Origin of the sequence: Pseudoalteromonas sp. 10-33 (assembly GCF_001469195.1) — a bacterium.
Lineage (GTDB): Bacteria > Pseudomonadota > Gammaproteobacteria > Enterobacterales > Alteromonadaceae > Pseudoalteromonas.
On record NZ_LOFI01000012.1, the window covers coordinates 129647 to 147586 of the forward strand.

The following is a 17940-nucleotide window of genomic DNA, read 5'->3' on the forward strand; positions in this document are numbered from 1 at the left end:
TATTTTTAAGGTTATTAGACTAAAGTCTATAGATTAATTTTATTCACTTATTGAGTTTGTTTTTATCGTTTGTGAGGTTTGAGCTTTTACTCTAAAGTTCAGTTGTCGGCAACAAGCACGACTCACTTAATTAGGAAAGGCAAACCATGAAACGTACACTTTTAAAAACCATCGCTCTTGGCTCATTATTAACTTGCTCTGCAGCTGTAATGGCTGATTCAAGTGACTACAAATTAATGGTTATTGAAGCGCAAACTGCGCCGCAGCCGCTTGAGCAATCGTTTAACAACTGCGCACTTAATGTTAAGTCAAAAAACTACGCACAGGCTGAAGCAATTTGTACTAAAGCAATTGCATTGTTAAAAGACGCAGACGCTCCACGATTTAAAGTACGCCAGCTTACTTCATTCGCGTTAAGCAACCGAGGTGTAGCGCGTTTAAAAGCGAACAATGAAACTGCTGGTCTTGCTGATTTATACGAAGCTAAATCAATGTCTAATAGCACAATGGTGTCGCACAATTTAACACGTGCTAAAGAAGAGCTTTCTTTATAATAAGTATTACCATAGTGAAAAAGCCGATGTTAGAGTAATCTTGCATCGGCTTTTTTGTGTTTACTGTTTTTTAAAGTGCTCATTATCTATTCATCATTGCGGGTTAATAATACATTTAATTGTTTAACTCAAAAATAAGCCCCATTTTGAAACACATAAAAATATTACTGCTCACCTTAGTCATTATTATATTAACCCTAGTACTCGCCTTGTTTGCTTTGCCTGAAAAAATAGCTAATCCCGTATTAGTAGCAACACCCAACGATTGGAATCATGCTACTTTTTGGTATGAGCCATGGGGTAAGTCGGGGGTTCATAAAGGTATTGATATTTTTGGTAAAAAAAATACGCATGTTGTTGCACCTGTTAACGGGCTTGTTGTGTTTAGTGGAGAGCTTAAAAGAGGCGGTAAGGTGGTTGCTATACTTGGGCCTAAATGGCGTATTCATTATTTAGCACATTTAAATAGCTACACTGTAAGTAAAGGTGACATTGTAAAGCTAAATGAAAATATCGGCTTACTGGGTAGCACAGGAAATGCAGTAGGTAAGCCGCCTCATGTTCATTATTCAATTGTGTCTTTATTTCCATTACCTTGGCTTGCAACAAATGAGAGCCAAGGTTGGAAAAGAATGTTTTATATCAACCCACACACAAAACTGGTTAACCGTTAATGGTCAGTGGCAAGTCACCGCGCTAAATGTTGGTTATTGAATAGCTACAGCAAGCTGATGGTAAAGGCCAATACCTACGATTACATTGAACGGAAAAGTAACACCTAGCGAGCTAAGCATGGCAAGGCCTATATCGGCTTTAGGAATAGCGGCTTTGATTGCTGCAGGTGCTGCAATGTAAGAGGCACTGGCTACTAAGCTACCGAGTATAACCACTGAACCAAGTTCTAATCCTAATAAAGTACCTACGCCAACACCTACTGTGCCCAAACATAGTGGGGTAATAATAGCAAAAGTCGCTAATTTCCAATGTTGCCATGGGAAAGGGCGCAGTGTTTGTGCAGCTACTAACCCCATTTCTAGTAAAAATAAAGCGAGGACTACTTTAAAACTGCTTGTTAATAAGCTGGTAACCTGGCTGCCTTGCGATGTGCCGTACATCATGCCAATAATTACACCACCCACTAATAAAATAACACTTTTGTTGGTAAGGGTTTCGTGCCAGAGCGCTTTTAATGAGAGTGAACTTGTTTGGCCTGGGTCTTTATCGAGCTTGCGATAAAGTAATAAGCCAACAATAATAGCGGGAAGCTCTAGCATAACTAAATAGAGCGTTACTTCAGCGCCAACGGCTAAATTTGCAGATTCGGCATACGCTAACGCAACCGCGAACGTACCGGCACTTACCGAGCCATAATGCGCTGCAATACTTGCGCTGTTAGCCACCGATAATTTAATAACGTATTTTAAAATGGGGTATAGCATTAGCGGAATAAGTGCACCTAAGAGCATCACTGTGCCCATTTCTGGTAGCAGTTGCCAGCTTAAATTGCCGTGAAGTACCATGCCGCCTTTTAAACCAATAGTAAGCATGAGTAATAAGCTTAGTGTTTCGTAGGTTGCTTTAGGAATGGTTAAATCAGAGCGTAATATTCCCGCTACTAATCCTAAAATAAAAAACATAACAACTATATCAGGCACAACGTTTCCTTTTAAATATGAAATTAAGTAGCGCTATTGTATTTAAAACTTTGTATAGTAAATAATAAAATAAATACTAGTTAGGTATAAATAATTATCTATAGGTGGTGATTGTGGATTTACGACATATTTCATTTAGATTGCTCGAAGTGTTTATGAGCGTAGTAAAAACAGGCTCAATTAGTGAAACCGCGAGGCGCTTGCACTTAACCCAGCCCACTGTTTCGCTGCAAATAAAACGCTTGCAAGAAACCATAGGCGAGCCATTAATACATATGCAACAGCAAAAACTTCATGTAACAGAGGCTGGATTAGCGCTTTTTAAAACCTGCCAGCAAGTATTTGGACACTTTGAAGACTACCAAGACTTTTTAACAGAGCTCAATGGCGGAGAGCGCGGCAGGTGTAAAATAGCCATGGTCAACACCGCGCAGTACATTTTGCCTAAATTATTAGGGCCCTATAGTAATTTACACCCGCATGTAGAGCTTCCACTTGAAATTGGTAACCGTGCAGAAGTGCTTGACCGATTTGAGCGAGGTGAAGACGATATTTATGTTTTCAGTCATCCTCCATCGCTTGAACATGCGCAAGCTGCACGTTTTTTACATAATCCGCTTGAGTTTATTGTGCCGGTTAATCATCCTCTTGCCAGTGAAAAGTCAGTAAAGCTTAGGGATTTAATGCAATACCGATTTTTATTACGCGAAAATGGCTCGGCAACACGCATGTTATTTGAAAGCGAGCTGCAAAGTCGTGGTTTAGTACTCAGCGATTCGGTACAAATGGCCAGCAACGAAGCAATTAGAGTTGCGGTATCGTCGGGCATGGGAATCGCTGTTTTATCTCGCCATGTGCTCGCAAAGGACGATGCAAACTTTAAAGTATTAACAGTTACCGACACTCATTTAGCAAGCCATTGGTACTTTGTTATGCGAACCGACAGGCATATATCCCATGCGGCGCGAAACTTTTTAAAATTTGCACAGCAGCATTTAGAGCAATACCTCGATTCGCAGTGGGTACGAAACGAGTTAGATAATTTGCAACTAAACTAATTTATATCTGGGGTTGAGTCTCTTAAAATTAGCTTGGGCTCAAACACCTGATTAACCGTTATGCCGCTTTTTTTATAAATATCTTTAAGCACCAAATTGGCTGCCGCACGCCCCATTTCGGGTACTGGGTTATCTATTGTGGTAAGTGTAGGGTAAAGGTAATTGGTAAAAATAACGTTATCAAACCCAATTATTGCTAAATCTTTAGGTAAATTAAAGCCATGCTCGCGGGCATATTTCATTGCACCCGATGCCATTTCGTCATTGGCGCACACAAGAGCCGTAATTTGCGCTTTATGTTGAATAAAATGACGTAGGCCATCGCTGCCACCGGTTTCTTTAAAGTCGCCCACATAATACAAGCTTTCGTCAAAGGTGAGGTTATATTCTGCAAGCGCCTTTTTGTGACCTTTTAAACGATCTGAGGCATCTTCTTTAAACTGGGGGCCGGCAATATAAGCAATACGTCTATGCCCTTTGTTGATCATAGCTTTTGTTGCAAGGTAGCCCCCCATAACATTATCGAGACTAATGCAGTTTTGCTTTATTTCTTTAACGTAACGACTCATTAAATAAATAGGGGTTTTACCTTTACTGAGCTCAATTAAATACTCGTTAGATACCGCCTCTACGTGAGCAATAATGGCGTCGCAATTACGGCTAATTAAAAATTCAAAACCGTTTTTTTCTTTTTTTTCATCACTGTGGCCGGGGGTAATAATTACGTGTTTACCCGCTATGCGTAATTGCTCTTCAATGGCCGACATCATTTGTCCAAAAAACGGGCCGTCTAACTCAGACACTAAAATGCCTACACTGTTAGTACGGCTTGATGCTAAAGAGCGTGCAATAGAGCTTGGCTGATAGCCGAGCTCTTTCATCGCCTCTAACACCTTTTTTTTCGTTTTTTTACTTACGTAGTCGTTGTCGTTAAGCACCCTAGATACAGTTGATAAAGACACACCTGCCATTTCTGATACTTGATAAATAGTCGCCATTTATATCCTAGATTGTACGCATTTGTTTTAAATAAAATTTATAAAACATAAGTTGTGATTAAAAGTTAATTTACACATTACTGCGCCTAATTGCTAAATCTTCTGTTATTTTTTGGGTCATTGCAGGTGTAAGCGGATAAATAAGCATCAACGCGGCACCTAAAAAAGCAAAAGCAGCTGGGATCCAGCTCATTAGTAACTGCATAGCGGGCAGGGCTTGGTTAATTGTAAGCTCATCCATACCGTTATAGCCATAGCCTGCAAGTACCACTAATACAAGTGCCCCAGCAAAACCACCCCCCGTTTTTTGCACAAAGGTACCTGCTGAATAAATAAGCCCGGTAGCACGGCGTTTATTTTTCCACTCGGAGTAGTCGGCAGAATCTCCTAGCATGCTAAAAAACAAAGTAGGCATCATGGCTGCAAAAAATTCAGCCGCGCAGCCAAAAGTAAATACAGCCACAATATTATTGCTAGGCACCCAATAAAATGCAGTGGTTAATAAGCCGCTTAGCAACAACGATGCAATAAATAAATTGCGTTTTCCCATAATTTCAGCCAGCTTGCCTGTAGCAAGTGCACCAAAAATAGAGACTATTAATAAGGCAATAAAATATTGCCCTGCCATTAGTTCATCAGCAACGTGGTACTTGAAGTAATAAGCAATAACACCGTATTTTATGCCATTAAACATCATGGTTAAAAAGCCAATACCCAATAAAACTAACCACGGTTTATTGGTTAGTAAATCGACCATATCGCGCTGCGAACCGGTTAGGTTTTGTTTATTTTTATTAAGTAGTTTTTTTATAACAACAGTCATTGCCGACATAACTAAAGCAAAAAATAACCCGCTGTATAAATCGCGATAATAAAAAAACAGTGTTGTTGATAACAAAGGTAATATTATAAATGGCAGGTTTTTAGTTAAATCATATAGTTCTGATTTCAAACACCCTTGCTCTGAAGCTGGCGCGATTACGCGCTCTTTAGTGCTTAAAACGGTAATAACCATAAGCGCAATAAGTAAACTTGCGAACAAATACATAGTGAGCTGATAGCCCTTGGCGTTATCACCACCTCCAAAAAAAGCGACAAGTTCCGGTAAAAAGCCCATTACTAATAACCCGCCTGTAAATGCGCCTGCAAATCTGAATCCTGATAGCTTTGTGCGCTCGGTGTCATCGGGGGTCATTACGCCCATAAGTGCAGAGTACGGTACGTTACTGACTGTATAAGCAAGTGTTAAACCAATATAAGTAACGTAGGCATATATAAGTTTATTAGTTTCGCTAAAGTTTGGTGTGGTAAAGCACAGCACCATAAACAAACCTAAAAAGGGCGCGGAGTAGAGTATCCACGGCCTAAATTTTCCAAAGCGTGACTGCGTTCTATCGGCAATCATGCCCATAATTATATCGGTTACACCATCAGATAATCTAACCACTAAAAACAGCATGGCGGCCGCTGCAGCCGATATGCCAAAGGTGTCGGTATAAAATACCGCTAAATAGGCCAATGCGCCGCGCCATACTAAATTAGCACCCGCGTCACCCATGGCATAACCGACTTTTTCGTATAAAGGGAGTTTGTTCACAGTGTGTGTTCTTATTGTTATAAGCCGCTAATTTAGCGACTTGTTATGAGTTTAGTGTACGCTTTACCACTGGCTTTAACAGTTCGTTTTTGTGTGTTGTAGTCTACGTGTACTATACCAAAGCGTTTTAAATATCCTTCTGCCCATTCAAAATTATCCATCAGGCTCCAAGCAAAGTACCCATCTACCTTAACACCTTGTGCTGTTGCATTATGTAGGGCATTTAAATGCTCGTTGTAATAGTCAATACGATCGTTATCTTTCACCTCACCGTCTTTAAATTCGTCAGCCATGGCTGCGCCATTTTCGGTAATATAAATAGGCGGTAGGGTGTATTTTTCATTTAACGATACAAGTAATTCTGTAAGGGCTTTAGGGTAAATTTCCCAGCCAATATCTGTCATTGGGGCTTTATGTGGCAGCTCATGATAAAAGTCTGTTTCGCTTGCTTGATAATGCATGCGGGTATAAAAATTCACGCCTAAATAATCAAGTGGCTGTGAAATAATGTCCATATCGCCTTGTAAAATATCAGGGCGGTGGGCTTTAGGTAATTGCTGAATAATATCAGGGTATTTACCTTGCATTACAGGCTGCATGTACCATTGATTTATGTAGTCATCAGCAAATGCAGTGGCGTTTAAATCTTCTTCGCATTGGGTAACTGAGTAGCAAGGCGTAAAGTTAAGTACAATACCGTTTAGCGTATTTGGGCTATTTTTAGCAAGCACTTGCATTGCTAACCCGTGGCCAAGTAGTAAATGGTGCGCAGCTTTTCGACCAAACTCTCGCCCTACAATGCCAGGCGCATGTACCCCAATTTCGTAGCCTAAGTAAGAGCTGCAAAAAGGCTCGTTTAAGGTGGCGTAAGAATGTACTCGCTCGCCAAAGGCTTTGGTAATTAAGTCTGCGTAATGTGCAAATTCGTAAGCCGTATTTCGGTTTAGCCAACCGCCTTCGTCTTCAATATGTTGCGGTAAATCCCAGTGGTACAGCGTTACAAAAGCTCTAATGTTACGGCGTTTTAATTCATCTAAAATGTCGGTATAAAACTTAACGCCTGTTGGGTTTAAGTGACCCGCCTCGGTCATTACACGTGGCCACGAAATAGAAAGCCTGTAAGCGTCTACACCCAGCGACTCAATTAAATCTATATCGTCTTGCCAACGTGTGTAATGCTCACAGGCAACATCACCATTTGAATTATCAGCAATTTTACCTTCTTCACTACAAAAGGTATCCCAAATGCAGGGGAGGCGATCTGCTGCACCACCCTCAATTTGAAAAGACGCTGTGGCCACACCGTAAGTAAAGTGTTTGGCTAAAAGTGGTGAGCCACTAGGTAAAGATAATTGTTTCATTAAGCGAAAACCCCTGCTTTATTTTTAGTAAATTTGCTTTTATAAAGTTAAAGTTGGAAGCGCTTCCATAATTAATTTGATTAACCGCCGGGTATAGTATTTAATAAATTTCAGGAAGCGCTTCCATATTTAGGTTAGTGGCTATTGTTAAGCAGGTCAATAGTTATATTTAAATAACCAAATTACATTATAAAAACATACCCAGATAACACAGGGCCATAATAATGAGAAAAAGCTTAAGCACAAATGCATTAAAAATACTTCCCATTTTAGTGGGAGGAATATGCGTTTTAACATCGTGTAATAAACAGCAAACGCAAGTCAGTAGTAATCATATTAGCGCCTCGGAGTACAAACAAGGCGATATAACACTTTGGCCAACACTTAAAAACAAAGTACAAAAAAGCGCCGAAATCGAAAATACAATTGCCGATTATTTAAAGTCGATGACGCTTGAGCAAAAAGTAGCACAAATGATCCAACCAGAAATTCGCGATATAACCGTTGAAGATATGCGCAAATATGGCTTTGGCTCTTACTTAAATGGGGGAGGCTCGTTTCCTAATGCTAATAAACATGCCACTCCCGCTGATTGGATAGCGCTTGCAGAGAGTATGTATCAAGCATCGGTTGATGATGCGCTTGATGGCAGTAAAATCCCTACCATGTGGGGCACTGATGCCGTACATGGACATAATAATGTCATTGGTGCGACGTTATTTCCGCATAATATTGGTTTAGGCGCTGCTAATAACCCTGTGCTTATAGAGCAAATTGCAGCGGCAACAGCGGTAGAAGTAATGGCTACAGGTATTGATTGGGTGTTTGCACCTACCGTAGCTGTTGTTCGCGATGATCGCTGGGGCAGAACCTACGAAGGCTATTCAGAGGACCCTGCAATTGTTCGCGAGTATTCAGCCGCTATTGTAAATGGCTTACAAGGTAGAGCCGATGGTGACTTTTTAAGTGATAAACGCGTAATTAGCACTGTTAAGCACTTTTTAGGAGACGGCGGTACAGTGGATGGCGACGATCAAGGTAATAATATTGATACCGAAAAAGATTTGTACAACATACATGCGCAAGGTTATGTAGGTGGCTTAACGGCAGGTAGCCAGTCTGTTATGGCGTCGTTTAATAGCTGGCATGGCAAAAAAAATCATGGCAACAAATACTTACTTACCGATGTATTAAAAACCAAAATGGGTTTTGATGGCTTTGTAGTGGGTGATTGGAATGGCCACGGGCAAGTTGCAGGCTGTACTAACGAAAGCTGCCCACAAGCGGTCAATGCCGGGCTTGATATTTTTATGGTGCCTACAGGTGCTTGGAAACCACTTTACGAAAATACAATTAAACAAGTAAAAGCGGGCACAATAACAATGGCGCGAATAAATGACGCCGTGGCACGTATTTTACGCGTTAAATTACGTGCGGGTTTATTTGATAAACCAAGCCCCGCAAATCGAAAATATTCAGGGCAACTAGCGCTAATAGGTGCGCCGGCACATCGCGATATTGCACGCCAAGCGGTGCAAGAGTCTTTAGTACTGCTTAAAAACAACAACCATTTATTACCGCTTAACCCATCAAGCAACATACTTATAGCGGGCGATGCGGCCGACAACATAGGCAAGCAATCGGGCGGTTGGAGTATTACGTGGCAGGGAACTAATAATCAAAATGTAGACTTTCCTGGGGCAACCTCTATTTATGCGGGGCTAAAAACGCAAATAGAGGCTGCTGGCGGTAATGCTATTTTAAGCCCAACGGGTGAATTTACTAGCAAACCCGATGTAGCCATTGTTGTATTTGGTGAAGAACCATACGCAGAGGGGCATGGCGATAAAGACAACCTTGAGTTTGAACGAGGTAATAAACGCTCTCTTAAAATATTAAAAACATTAAAGCAGCAAAATATACCAGTTGTATCTGTGTTTATATCGGGCAGACCAATGTGGGTTAACAGCGAGCTAAATGCATCTGATGCGTTTGTAGCTGCATGGCTTCCTGGCACTGAAGGACAAGGCATTGCTGATGTTTTATTAGCGGATGAAAATGGGCAAGTACAACATGACTTTAAAGGTAGGTTATCGTTCTCGTGGCCTAAAACGCCACTACAAACGGCTGTAAACAAGGGTGATGAACATTATGCACCGCTACTACCTTATGGATTTGGGTTAACCTATAAAGATAAAAGCACCCTTGCCAATAACCTAAATGAAGACTCAGGTGTTGATATTAGTAACCTTGCGCCGCTATCTATATTTAATGGCAGCTTTAAAACACCGTGGCGTTTGTTTTTAAATTCAAACAGCGAGCAGCACCAAGTAGCAAGTAATAGTGTAAAGCTTGGCGGCATTACTTATCATACTGAAGATAAAACCATTCAAGAAGATGCGATGGCGTTTAATTTTACAGGCTCTAGCACAAGCTATATCGAAATTAACAGTAACTTTACTGAAGACAAAGTAGCTTATATTGAGGCCAATTCAGCGCTTAGTTTTAGCTATAAAATAAATACAATGCCAACAGAGCAAGTGCAACTAGGTATGAAATGCGAGCAAGGCTGTGGTGGCGAGCTTAATATTACCAATGAGCTTAAAAATTCAGCCTTAAATACATGGCAAACAATGAGTATAGATTTAACCTGTTTTGCTAAAAAGGGCGTTGATTTTGCCAGAGTAACCAGCCCGTTTATTATTAAAACGGCAGGAGAGCTTAGCGTTTCAGTTGCAGATATTAGCTTTAAACCACAAAGCGATAATATCGCCACGGTTAAGTGTGAGTAATAGCATGTTTATAAGTTAAGTTTATTGTGTGTTGTCTCAAAGCCCTTTTTTAAGGGCTTTTTTCAGGGCTTTTTTAAAGAGGAGATTTATGCAGGGCAATAGTGTTTTAAAAATTCATGATGCGGCGGTAATTGGCTAACGCGCTGTTCTATTTGCTGTTTAATACCGTGTAAAAAACGGGTGAGTTCTTCGTCGCTCATCATGCTGGCTATTAAGTGGTGTTGTTCGGGCCCAATACCTTGACCAAGCATAACTTGCACCCACGAATCGACTCTAAAAATATCACCATCGTCTAAAAATACACGGCCAGTTTGTTTAAACAAATCAATTTTATGCTTAAGTGTTTTTGGCACTTCCATGGCGCTACAATGCAGCCAAAACTCGCTGTCATCGCGATTAGTTACTTTGTAATGCAGCACAATAAAATCGCGAATATTTTCAATTTCGCTTTTAAGTTGTTTGTTGTATTCATCAATGGCGTGATTGGTTATGCCATTAAACGGAAATAAACGCATAAAGCGAATAATACCCGACATAATTAAATGAATGCTGGTGGACTCAAGTGGTTCAACAAAACCGCTTGCAAGACCAAGCGCAAGGCAGTTTTTGTTCCAGCCTTTTAAGCGACGCCCAGTTTTAAATTTAATAACACGGGGTTCTGTAAGCGCTTCACCTTCAATGTTATTTAGCAATAACGCTTTAGCTTGTTCGTCATCCATATATTGGCTGCAATACACTAACCCATTGCCTACACGATTTTGCAGCGGTATACGCCATTGCCAACCACTTTTATGGGCAATAGAGCGGGTAAGTGGCAATACGGTATTGCTGGTTGATTTTGTTTGTACTGCAATGGCGCTATTGCATGGTAATAAGTGCGACCAATCTTCGTAGCCCGTATGCAGTGCTTGCTCTATTAATAAGCCTCTAAAGCCGGTGCAATCTATAAAAAAGTCGCCGTTTATTTGCTCGCCACTATTTAAAAGTAATGATTCTATGTGGCCTGTTTTAGCATTTTTTACTACTTTTTGTATTTTACCTTCAACACGCTTTACACCTAATGGCTCTGAAAATTCACGTAAAAACTGCGCGTAGCGGGTAGCATCCATATGGTAGGCGTAGTTAATAGGGTTTTGTTGGTTAAACGCAAATTTACCGGCTTTAGCCGCTTGCAGCTCGTAACAGTAATCGCCAAATGGGTTGTGTATTCCTAGAGTTTTGCCTTGTAGCCAAAAGTGATGAAACTCACCCGCCCAACATTCTTTGCCCGTTGCGCCAAATGAGTGAATATAACGCGTGTTTTCATCGCCCCAGTTCTCAAAGCTAATACCTAATTTAAAGCTTGCTTGAGTGGCTTTCATAAAAGTTTGCTCGTTTATACCTAGCAATTTATGAAACGTACGAATAGGCGGAATTGTTGCCTCGCCAACGCCTACAGTGCCAATATCGTCAGATTCAACGAGGGTAACGTGTATATTTTTGCCAATTAATTTTGCAAGTGCAGCCGCAGCCATCCAGCCTGCAGTGCCGCCTCCCGCTATTACTACATTTTTAACTGCATTTGTTTTAGTCATTATGTGGCTGCCTATTATTAGATAAAAGATCATTTAAAAGCGCGCGGTTACTCGGTAAGCCTTTTAAGTATTGCGCTATTTTTTCACGGTTTTGCTGATAATAGTAATCCCCAGCACGTGGGTCGTTAAATGCATTTTGTGCAGATACAGTTTGTGTATTAAAGCCCATGCCGTATAAAACATACTGGTAACTACTTGATGAAAATACTTCTTCGTTTTCAATAAAGTCAAAGCGGCTAGGGGGCTGAAATTGCCACAGTTTAAGTAAATTTTGTAGGCGCTCTGGTGCAGTTGTTAAATCACGAATATTTTGCCAGTAAGGGGTATCGTCGCGTTCGCTTAAAACATAATGGAGTTTTAAAAATTCGACAACACGTTGCCAGCGCGTGCTAAAACGGTCGTTAAAGCGATTTGCAAGTTGGCTCATATGCGTGCGGTTTTGTGGTAGTTGCTCGCTCAGCATACTAATTGAAAGTTCAACCATGGCAAGTGCAGAGGCTTCAAGTGGCTCTAAAAATCCAGCCGACATACCCACGGCAACACAGTTTTTAATCCAAAACTTTTGTCTGTACCCAGGGCTGAATTTTAATACACGGTAGTTAAGCTGCTCAGCTTGTTGCTCGCTAGTACTTTCAGCTATGTAGCTTTTTAAAGTATCAGTTGCGCTTTCATCGCTTTGGTATTTACTACTAAATACATAACCTGTGCCACGGCGTGTGGGTAGGGCTATATCCCAAATCCAGCCGTTACTTTGCGCAGTAGAGAGCGTTGCAGAGGCAATTGGCTGATTGATGTGTGCATTAGGTACTTGCGCTGCAACAGCGCTGTTGTTAAATAAAATATGATCTTGCGCTATAAACTCACTATTAAAATGCTCACCAATTAAACGCGCACGAGAGCCTGAGCAATCTAAAAATAAATCACCTGTTATATCGCCATTTTTATTTGTTTTTAATGAGGCAATATAGCCATGCTCGTCGTTAATAACGTGGGTTACATCGTCAGTAATATGTGTAACATTTAAGTTTTTAACACCGTGGTTTTTTAAAAACTCGGCAAATTTACCTGCATCTAAATGATAGCCATAGTTGGTGACTGCTGCGTATTCGGGTGTTTGTAATTGTTTTGGTGCAAGTGCTGCTTGGCATACAAAACTTTGCATATTAACAACGTCAGCAAACTTTTGGTTAGGTGCAATACGTTGCCAACTTGCGTGTAAATTGGTTTGCTCGTAGCCTTGAGGGTCCATAAAAGGGTGGTAGTAGTTTTCTCCCTTATTTAGGTTGCGCCAATTTATAAATTTAGAACCTTGCTTAAAGGTGGCATCGCACTGGGTTATAAAATCAATTTCTTTAATGCCAATACGCTGTAACGTATTACGCATTGAAGGCCACGTGCCTTCGCCTACACCTAGTATTGGTACGTTTGCTGACTCAATTAACGTGACACTCAAATGTGGATGCTCAGCAGCTAATAAACCCGCACTTAGCCAGCCGGCTGTACCACCACCTAAAATGACTATTTTTTTTATTGGTTTGGTCATGAGTTAAAACCCTAAACTTGATAACACGTGAACTATATCGTTTTAAATACAAAAAAGCCGCTAGTAAAAACTAACGGCTTTGCTTGGTATTACCTTTAGAAGTTGTAACGCATACCAATATTGTAGCGTGCGCCTAGTTGTTGTAAGTTCCATAATTGCACTGATGTACGGCCATGTTCGCGGCTGTTTTGCTCAGTAATATTTATGCCTTCAACAAAAAACGAAAGCTGTTCGCTGTAGTTGTACGCAACGTTAAAGTCGATTTGATAATACTCTTCAGTAAAACCAGGTTCGTTAACGTAACGCGCAGCACTATTTAAAAACTTATCCCGCCAGTTATAGGCAACACGGGCTTGAAAGTCATCGTTTTCGTACATGGCAATAAAGTTGGCTGTATCGCTTAGCCCTACAAGTGCAAACTGCGTTGTAGAAGGGCTAGCATTTACATCAAAGTCTATATCGCCATTAACGGTAGTGTAGTTTGCTTGAACGCCAAAACCGCTTTCACCAAAAAAGTGTTGAAATGCAATTTCAAAACCATCTATGGTGGCGCTTTTATTATTGGTTGGTACTTGTGCAGTAAAATCGAGTAGTGGGTCATCGCTGTTAGCAATAACATCGTACGCCGCTTCAAATTCTTCGTAAGTCATAGAATCAAAATCTACCCCATTTTCGGTAGCAGCAACCATTTGGAATAAGTTTGAATCTGTAACAGCAAGCCCACGGGCTTCAAGCTCTGCAATGGCAGCTTGCGCGCGAGGGCCCGCAGTTGCATCACGTAAACCATAGTAATTTTGTGTCATTGGCGTTAAACCAATAAAGTTTTCGATATCTTTTGTGTAGTAACCTACCGATACATAGCTTGTTTCTGCAAAATACCATTCTGCCGATACATCAATGTTATCTGACTCAAGCGGCACTAAACCAGGATTACCTGTTGACGCCGTTGCTGGTGACGAACCAGGCAATAAGGTTGGCGCTCCCGGTACACCGACAGTAGCGGCAGAACTTAAGTTGTCATACGTTGGACGGGCAATTGTTGTACTGTAAGAAAAGCGCGCTTTTACGTTTTCGATTACTTCTATGTCAAAGTCTAAGCTGGGTAAAAAATGATCGTAACTAGATTTTAGTGTGAAATCTTGCTTATCTGAGCCAAAGCGTACGTTAAAATCGTTGTTGCCTTCCCAAGCAATGGCATTTGGCAGGTCGATATTAGCAGTTGAAGTAATATCAGTTGACTCGTGACGTGCGCCAACAACGATGTTGTAAGGCATGTCATTAAAATAACCAGTATAAGTGAACTGAACAAAGGCCGCAGTAATATCTTCTTCTATGGTGCGGTTTGTAGCAAAAGCGCCATCGGCTGCGAAGTTAAATCCATATTGCTCGCCTGCCCAATAACCTATTTGTGAAGCGCTGCCCGTATAGCCTTGATTAAATGAACCAGACGTATCGTAATCGTCAAACTCAGCTAAAAAGTTGGTAGGATTTAAATAACCGTCAGGTAATTCACCAGGGTTTTCAACTCCCCAATTTCCCATCGTGTTACGAGTAAGTGACTGAAGTGAATGGCTTTCCATAGAGCGAGATTCTACGCCAAAGTCAATTACACCGTTTTCCAGCTCATATTTACCATGAAGCCTAAATTCGTTCACTTCAGATTCTTGGCTTGCAAAATTAGAGTCTAATATCGAGGTACCTACATCTGCAGGGTCGAGCGTATTGTTACAGTTTAAGTTAGCGCGTCGACAGTCGTTAAAATCTATACTCATGGAAGGAAGTTCGCGGCTAAAGTCTACTTCTTGTGCATTAATAACATTTGCACCAAGGCCTGCATTAACCCAGCTGCCGTATGGTGCATCAGGTTTACTGGTGGCTTTTGAATTGTGCGCATCAAACATAAAGCTCAACTCAGAGTTAAAGTAATACTCTACATTTAAGCCGATTGAATCGTTTTTATTTACTTGATTTAACTCTTGAAATGCTAAACCTAAATCACGCGTTTGCAGATCGCGGCGCTCTTCACGGTAATAGACAGGTGTTTTAACGGTGTTGTCATCAAAGGTTAGCGCACTTTTGTAATTGTCCATCCAAAGAGACTGCTCAGCACGTGCTTCAAATAAATCTTGTTTAGAGTATGTGTAATCAAGTGTGGCTGTTAAATCATCAATTGGGCTGTACTGAAATGTTAATTGCGCATTTGTACGCGTACGCTCTCTGTCGGCTATGGTATAACGTAAATCTGATGGCATTGAATAAAGCTGGCCAATCTCTGGTGCGTTAGTTAAAACAATATCGTCAGCTGCTTGAGGAATAGTGCCGTCAAAAGCCGATGTATTCCACTGATTTACAAATGCACCTGTTGATGAGCTATCGCGCTGTTGCATGCTTGCCGTTAACGATGCGCCAAATTTAGCGTCGCTGTCGGTCCAGCTAATAATACCCGAAAGCTCAGGTGTAATGTCATCGCCTACGCGATTAGTTGTATCGTGAAGTGCTTTAACACCAATACTTGAAATAAATCCAGGGTTGTCGAGTGGCCGGGCAGTGTTAATGTTAATAGTTGCACCAATACCACCAGAGGCAATACTTGCTTTACCTGTTTTATAAACTTCAACTGATTTAACGCTATCAGATGCCAAATTAGCAAAATCAAATGCACGAGAATTGGGAGTGCCGCCACCTGCAGGAAGAGATGCAGCAGGCATTGTGCGACCATTTAGGGTTACCATATTGTAATCGGGGCCAAAACCACGAACGGTCACTTTAGAACCTTCACCGTTTGAGCGATCAATCGACACACCGGTAATACGCTGTAGCGATTCGGCTAAATTGGTATCGGGAAATTTACCAATATCTTCAGCAGAAATGGCGTCTACCACACCTGCGGCATCACGTTTTAATCGAGTTGATTCTTTAATGCTACTTTTAAAGCCAGTGACCTGAATTACTTCAACGTCTTGATTTGCTTCTTCTTGTGCAAGCAACGGTAAAGATACAGATGCGCTTAAAATCAAAGATAGGCTGGTTGCTATCTTTGTTTTTCTTACAATATGGTTAGCCATTCGGTTTCCCTCGTACTTTTATCATTATTATTAACAGCTTGTATGAGGCTGTTATTGTGTAAATGTTAACATTGTCAAATGTGTGGAAGCGCTTCCAGAAACGAAAATTAAAAATCGCCTATGTGGAAGCGCTTCCAGAAATGCTAGACCAATTTCATAGAAGGATCAACTAATGTTTTAATAAAATGAAATATATTTGTTCGAAAAATGTAATTTATACTGTGAGTGAAGGGATTGGTTAAACTGCATTAAAATTATGCCAAATTAATATGCTTTAAAAGTGGTGCTAGTAATTGAATCTCGCAACATGTAATGATTAGACCCTTGATATATCTGAGTGGATTGTCATAAATTCGAGTTATTGTGCAAGTAAATTAACAAATAATGTTAAGTTGAAATACAGTTAAAAACGGAGCAATCAAATTTAATGAATTATTTGAAATTAGCAAATATCGTTGGGTTCCAAAAAGTGAGTACGATTGTTAAAGAGGTACCATGAAGGCGCATCAGCAAGCGGTAATAGAGCAAGGGCAATGGTTTAAAAATCGTAGCCCCAAGCTAAAAATGTTTTTATTAGCTCACGGTAAAATACTCACTTTAAAAGCCCAACAAGCGCTATTTTTACGTGGCGATGCGCATGATGGAATATACGTTGTTTTAAGTGGCGTTATGCGAATTAGTGGCGTAAATAGTAATGGTAAAGAGGCCGTTTTGAGTTTCATCGATGCGTCGTTATGGTTTGGTGAAGTAACGTTATTTGATAAAGGCTTAAGAACCCATGACGTTTACGCACAAACTGACGCTCAGTTATTTTATGTACCACAACGTTCATTAGAGCAACTATTAAGTAAACACCCTGAGTATTGGCAGGAGTTTGGTTTATTATTGGCACAAAAATTACGGCTTATGTTTTCTTCAATGGAAGATCATGCATTGCACAGTGCTGAGCAAAAGGTATGTAACAGATTGTTAATGCTGAGTGAGCAAACCAATTTTTCAGCGCCATTGGCATTGTCTCAGCAACAATTAGCGGATATGACCTATTTAACACGGCAAACCATAAATCAAATACTACAAAAACTGGTTAAAAAAAATGCCATTAGTTTGGGGTATCAGTGCATTACAGTGCTGGATGTAAGTAAATTGCAGGCGCTTGCTAGTTAACTCAAGCGCTGCACAATAAACCTTCAGTTAAAATTTAAATTTTTGGCAAAATAAAAACAAACCCTCAATTGTTTAACTAGATTTTTGGTTGCCTAGCTTTAACTTAGTTTATTTTCACCATTTTTTGGAACCAAAATTGCTACAGATAATACTTTGCAGCAATGGATTTAAGCTAATGATGATAACTTCTTACATAAATCAATATAGTAGCTATGTAAGTGACACTAATGCGGCATTAATAAATAAGAGTGCGGCAACAGATGTCCCCATCCAACAAACCACCCAACAACCGAAAGAGTTTAATGAGCCAAAGGTTGCTAATAATTTTTTACAAAATGCTCAAGAGGCATTGGTATACCAACGTTTAGGTATCGATAAAGACAAAATAGCAGAGATAAAAGCATTAATAGAAGAGTTATCAGAGCAGTTACAAAAGCAAGGCGCTGACAGTGATTCAATTAACAAAAAAATGGACGAACTACAAAAAATGCTCGAACAGGAGTATCAAAATGGACGTGAACGAATGGATACTCAACCAGAACGAGAAAAGGGAAGTATTATTTCGGCGTTAGCTTAAAT

13 protein-coding genes are annotated in these 17940 nt (G+C 40.4%); 6 read left to right on the top strand and 7 right to left on the bottom strand.

Annotation, left to right across the window (positions count from 1 at the left end; all coding sequences use genetic code 11):
- The first annotated feature begins 146 nt into the window (after positions 1-146).
- Together ATS76_RS08435 and ATS76_RS08440 are read left to right on the top strand one after the other, a co-directional pair.
- Positions 147-554, top strand: coding sequence for a hypothetical protein (locus ATS76_RS08435; RefSeq protein WP_058551774.1), 408 nt, complete (start codon positions 147-149; stop codon positions 552-554).
- A 146-nt stretch (positions 555-700) separates the two neighbouring features.
- The gene (locus ATS76_RS08440) at positions 701-1228 is read left to right on the top strand and encodes a M23 family metallopeptidase (RefSeq protein ID WP_058551775.1); all 528 of its coding nucleotides are present in this window, start codon (positions 701-703) and stop codon (positions 1226-1228) included.
- Positions 1229-1261: 33 nt separating this feature from the next.
- On the opposite strand, the gene ATS76_RS08445 is transcribed toward ATS76_RS08440, so the two are convergent.
- Positions 1262-2209 carry a sodium-dependent bicarbonate transport family permease gene (locus tag ATS76_RS08445; protein WP_058551776.1) on the bottom strand — a complete coding sequence of 316 codons (948 nt, stop codon included), beginning with the start codon at positions 2207-2209 and terminating at the stop codon, positions 1262-1264.
- Positions 2210-2322: 113 nt separating this feature from the next.
- On the opposite strand from ATS76_RS08445, the gene ATS76_RS08450 reads away from it, so the two are divergent.
- Complete coding sequence (locus ATS76_RS08450) at positions 2323-3267, top strand: LysR family transcriptional regulator (protein WP_058551777.1); 945 nt, start codon at positions 2323-2325, stop codon at positions 3265-3267.
- On the opposite strand, the gene ATS76_RS08455 is transcribed toward ATS76_RS08450, so the two are convergent.
- The 3 genes from ATS76_RS08455 to ATS76_RS08465 form a co-directional block, all read right to left on the bottom strand.
- The gene (locus ATS76_RS08455) at positions 3264-4265 is read right to left on the bottom strand and encodes a LacI family DNA-binding transcriptional regulator (RefSeq protein WP_058551778.1); all 1002 of its coding nucleotides are present in this window, start codon (positions 4263-4265) and stop codon (positions 3264-3266) included. The genes ATS76_RS08450 and ATS76_RS08455 overlap by 4 nt on opposite strands.
- A gap of 70 nt (positions 4266-4335) precedes the next feature.
- Positions 4336-5862 (bottom strand): MFS transporter, encoded by a 1527-nt coding sequence (locus ATS76_RS08460; protein ID WP_058551779.1) that lies wholly within the window; start codon positions 5860-5862, stop codon positions 4336-4338.
- 32 nt (positions 5863-5894) lie between these two features.
- Positions 5895-7223: a GH1 family beta-glucosidase gene (locus tag ATS76_RS08465; protein WP_058551780.1), complete on the bottom strand. Its 1329-nt coding sequence runs from the start codon at positions 7221-7223 to the stop codon at positions 5895-5897.
- A gap of 224 nt (positions 7224-7447) precedes the next feature.
- Between ATS76_RS08465 and ATS76_RS08470 the strand changes: the two genes are divergently transcribed.
- Complete coding sequence (locus tag ATS76_RS08470) at positions 7448-10015, top strand: glycoside hydrolase family 3 protein (RefSeq protein ID WP_058551781.1); 2568 nt, start codon at positions 7448-7450, stop codon at positions 10013-10015.
- Positions 10016-10101: 86 nt separating this feature from the next.
- Here the strand turns inward: ATS76_RS08470 and ATS76_RS08475 are convergent, their stop codons facing one another.
- The 3 genes from ATS76_RS08475 to ATS76_RS08485 form a co-directional block, all read right to left on the bottom strand.
- Positions 10102-11589 (bottom strand): tryptophan halogenase family protein, encoded by a 1488-nt coding sequence (locus tag ATS76_RS08475; RefSeq protein ID WP_058551782.1) that lies wholly within the window; start codon positions 11587-11589, stop codon positions 10102-10104.
- Positions 11582-13132, bottom strand: a complete 1551-nt coding sequence (locus ATS76_RS08480) for a tryptophan halogenase family protein (RefSeq protein WP_058551783.1) — start codon at positions 13130-13132, stop codon at positions 11582-11584. Before ATS76_RS08480 ends, ATS76_RS08475 begins: the two co-directional genes overlap by 8 nt.
- A 95-nt stretch (positions 13133-13227) precedes the next feature.
- Positions 13228-16197, bottom strand: a complete 2970-nt coding sequence (locus ATS76_RS08485; protein WP_006792260.1) for a TonB-dependent receptor — start codon at positions 16195-16197, stop codon at positions 13228-13230.
- 495 nt (positions 16198-16692) lie between these two features.
- Between ATS76_RS08485 and ATS76_RS08490 the strand changes: the two genes are divergently transcribed.
- Together ATS76_RS08490 and ATS76_RS08495 are read left to right on the top strand one after the other, a co-directional pair.
- Complete coding sequence (locus tag ATS76_RS08490; RefSeq protein ID WP_008129892.1) at positions 16693-17361, top strand: Crp/Fnr family transcriptional regulator; 669 nt, start codon at positions 16693-16695, stop codon at positions 17359-17361.
- A 175-nt stretch (positions 17362-17536) separates the two neighbouring features.
- On the top strand, positions 17537-17938 hold the full coding sequence (locus ATS76_RS08495) for a hypothetical protein (protein WP_058551784.1): 402 nt from the start codon (positions 17537-17539) through the stop codon (positions 17936-17938).
- Positions 17939-17940 lie beyond the last annotated feature (2 nt).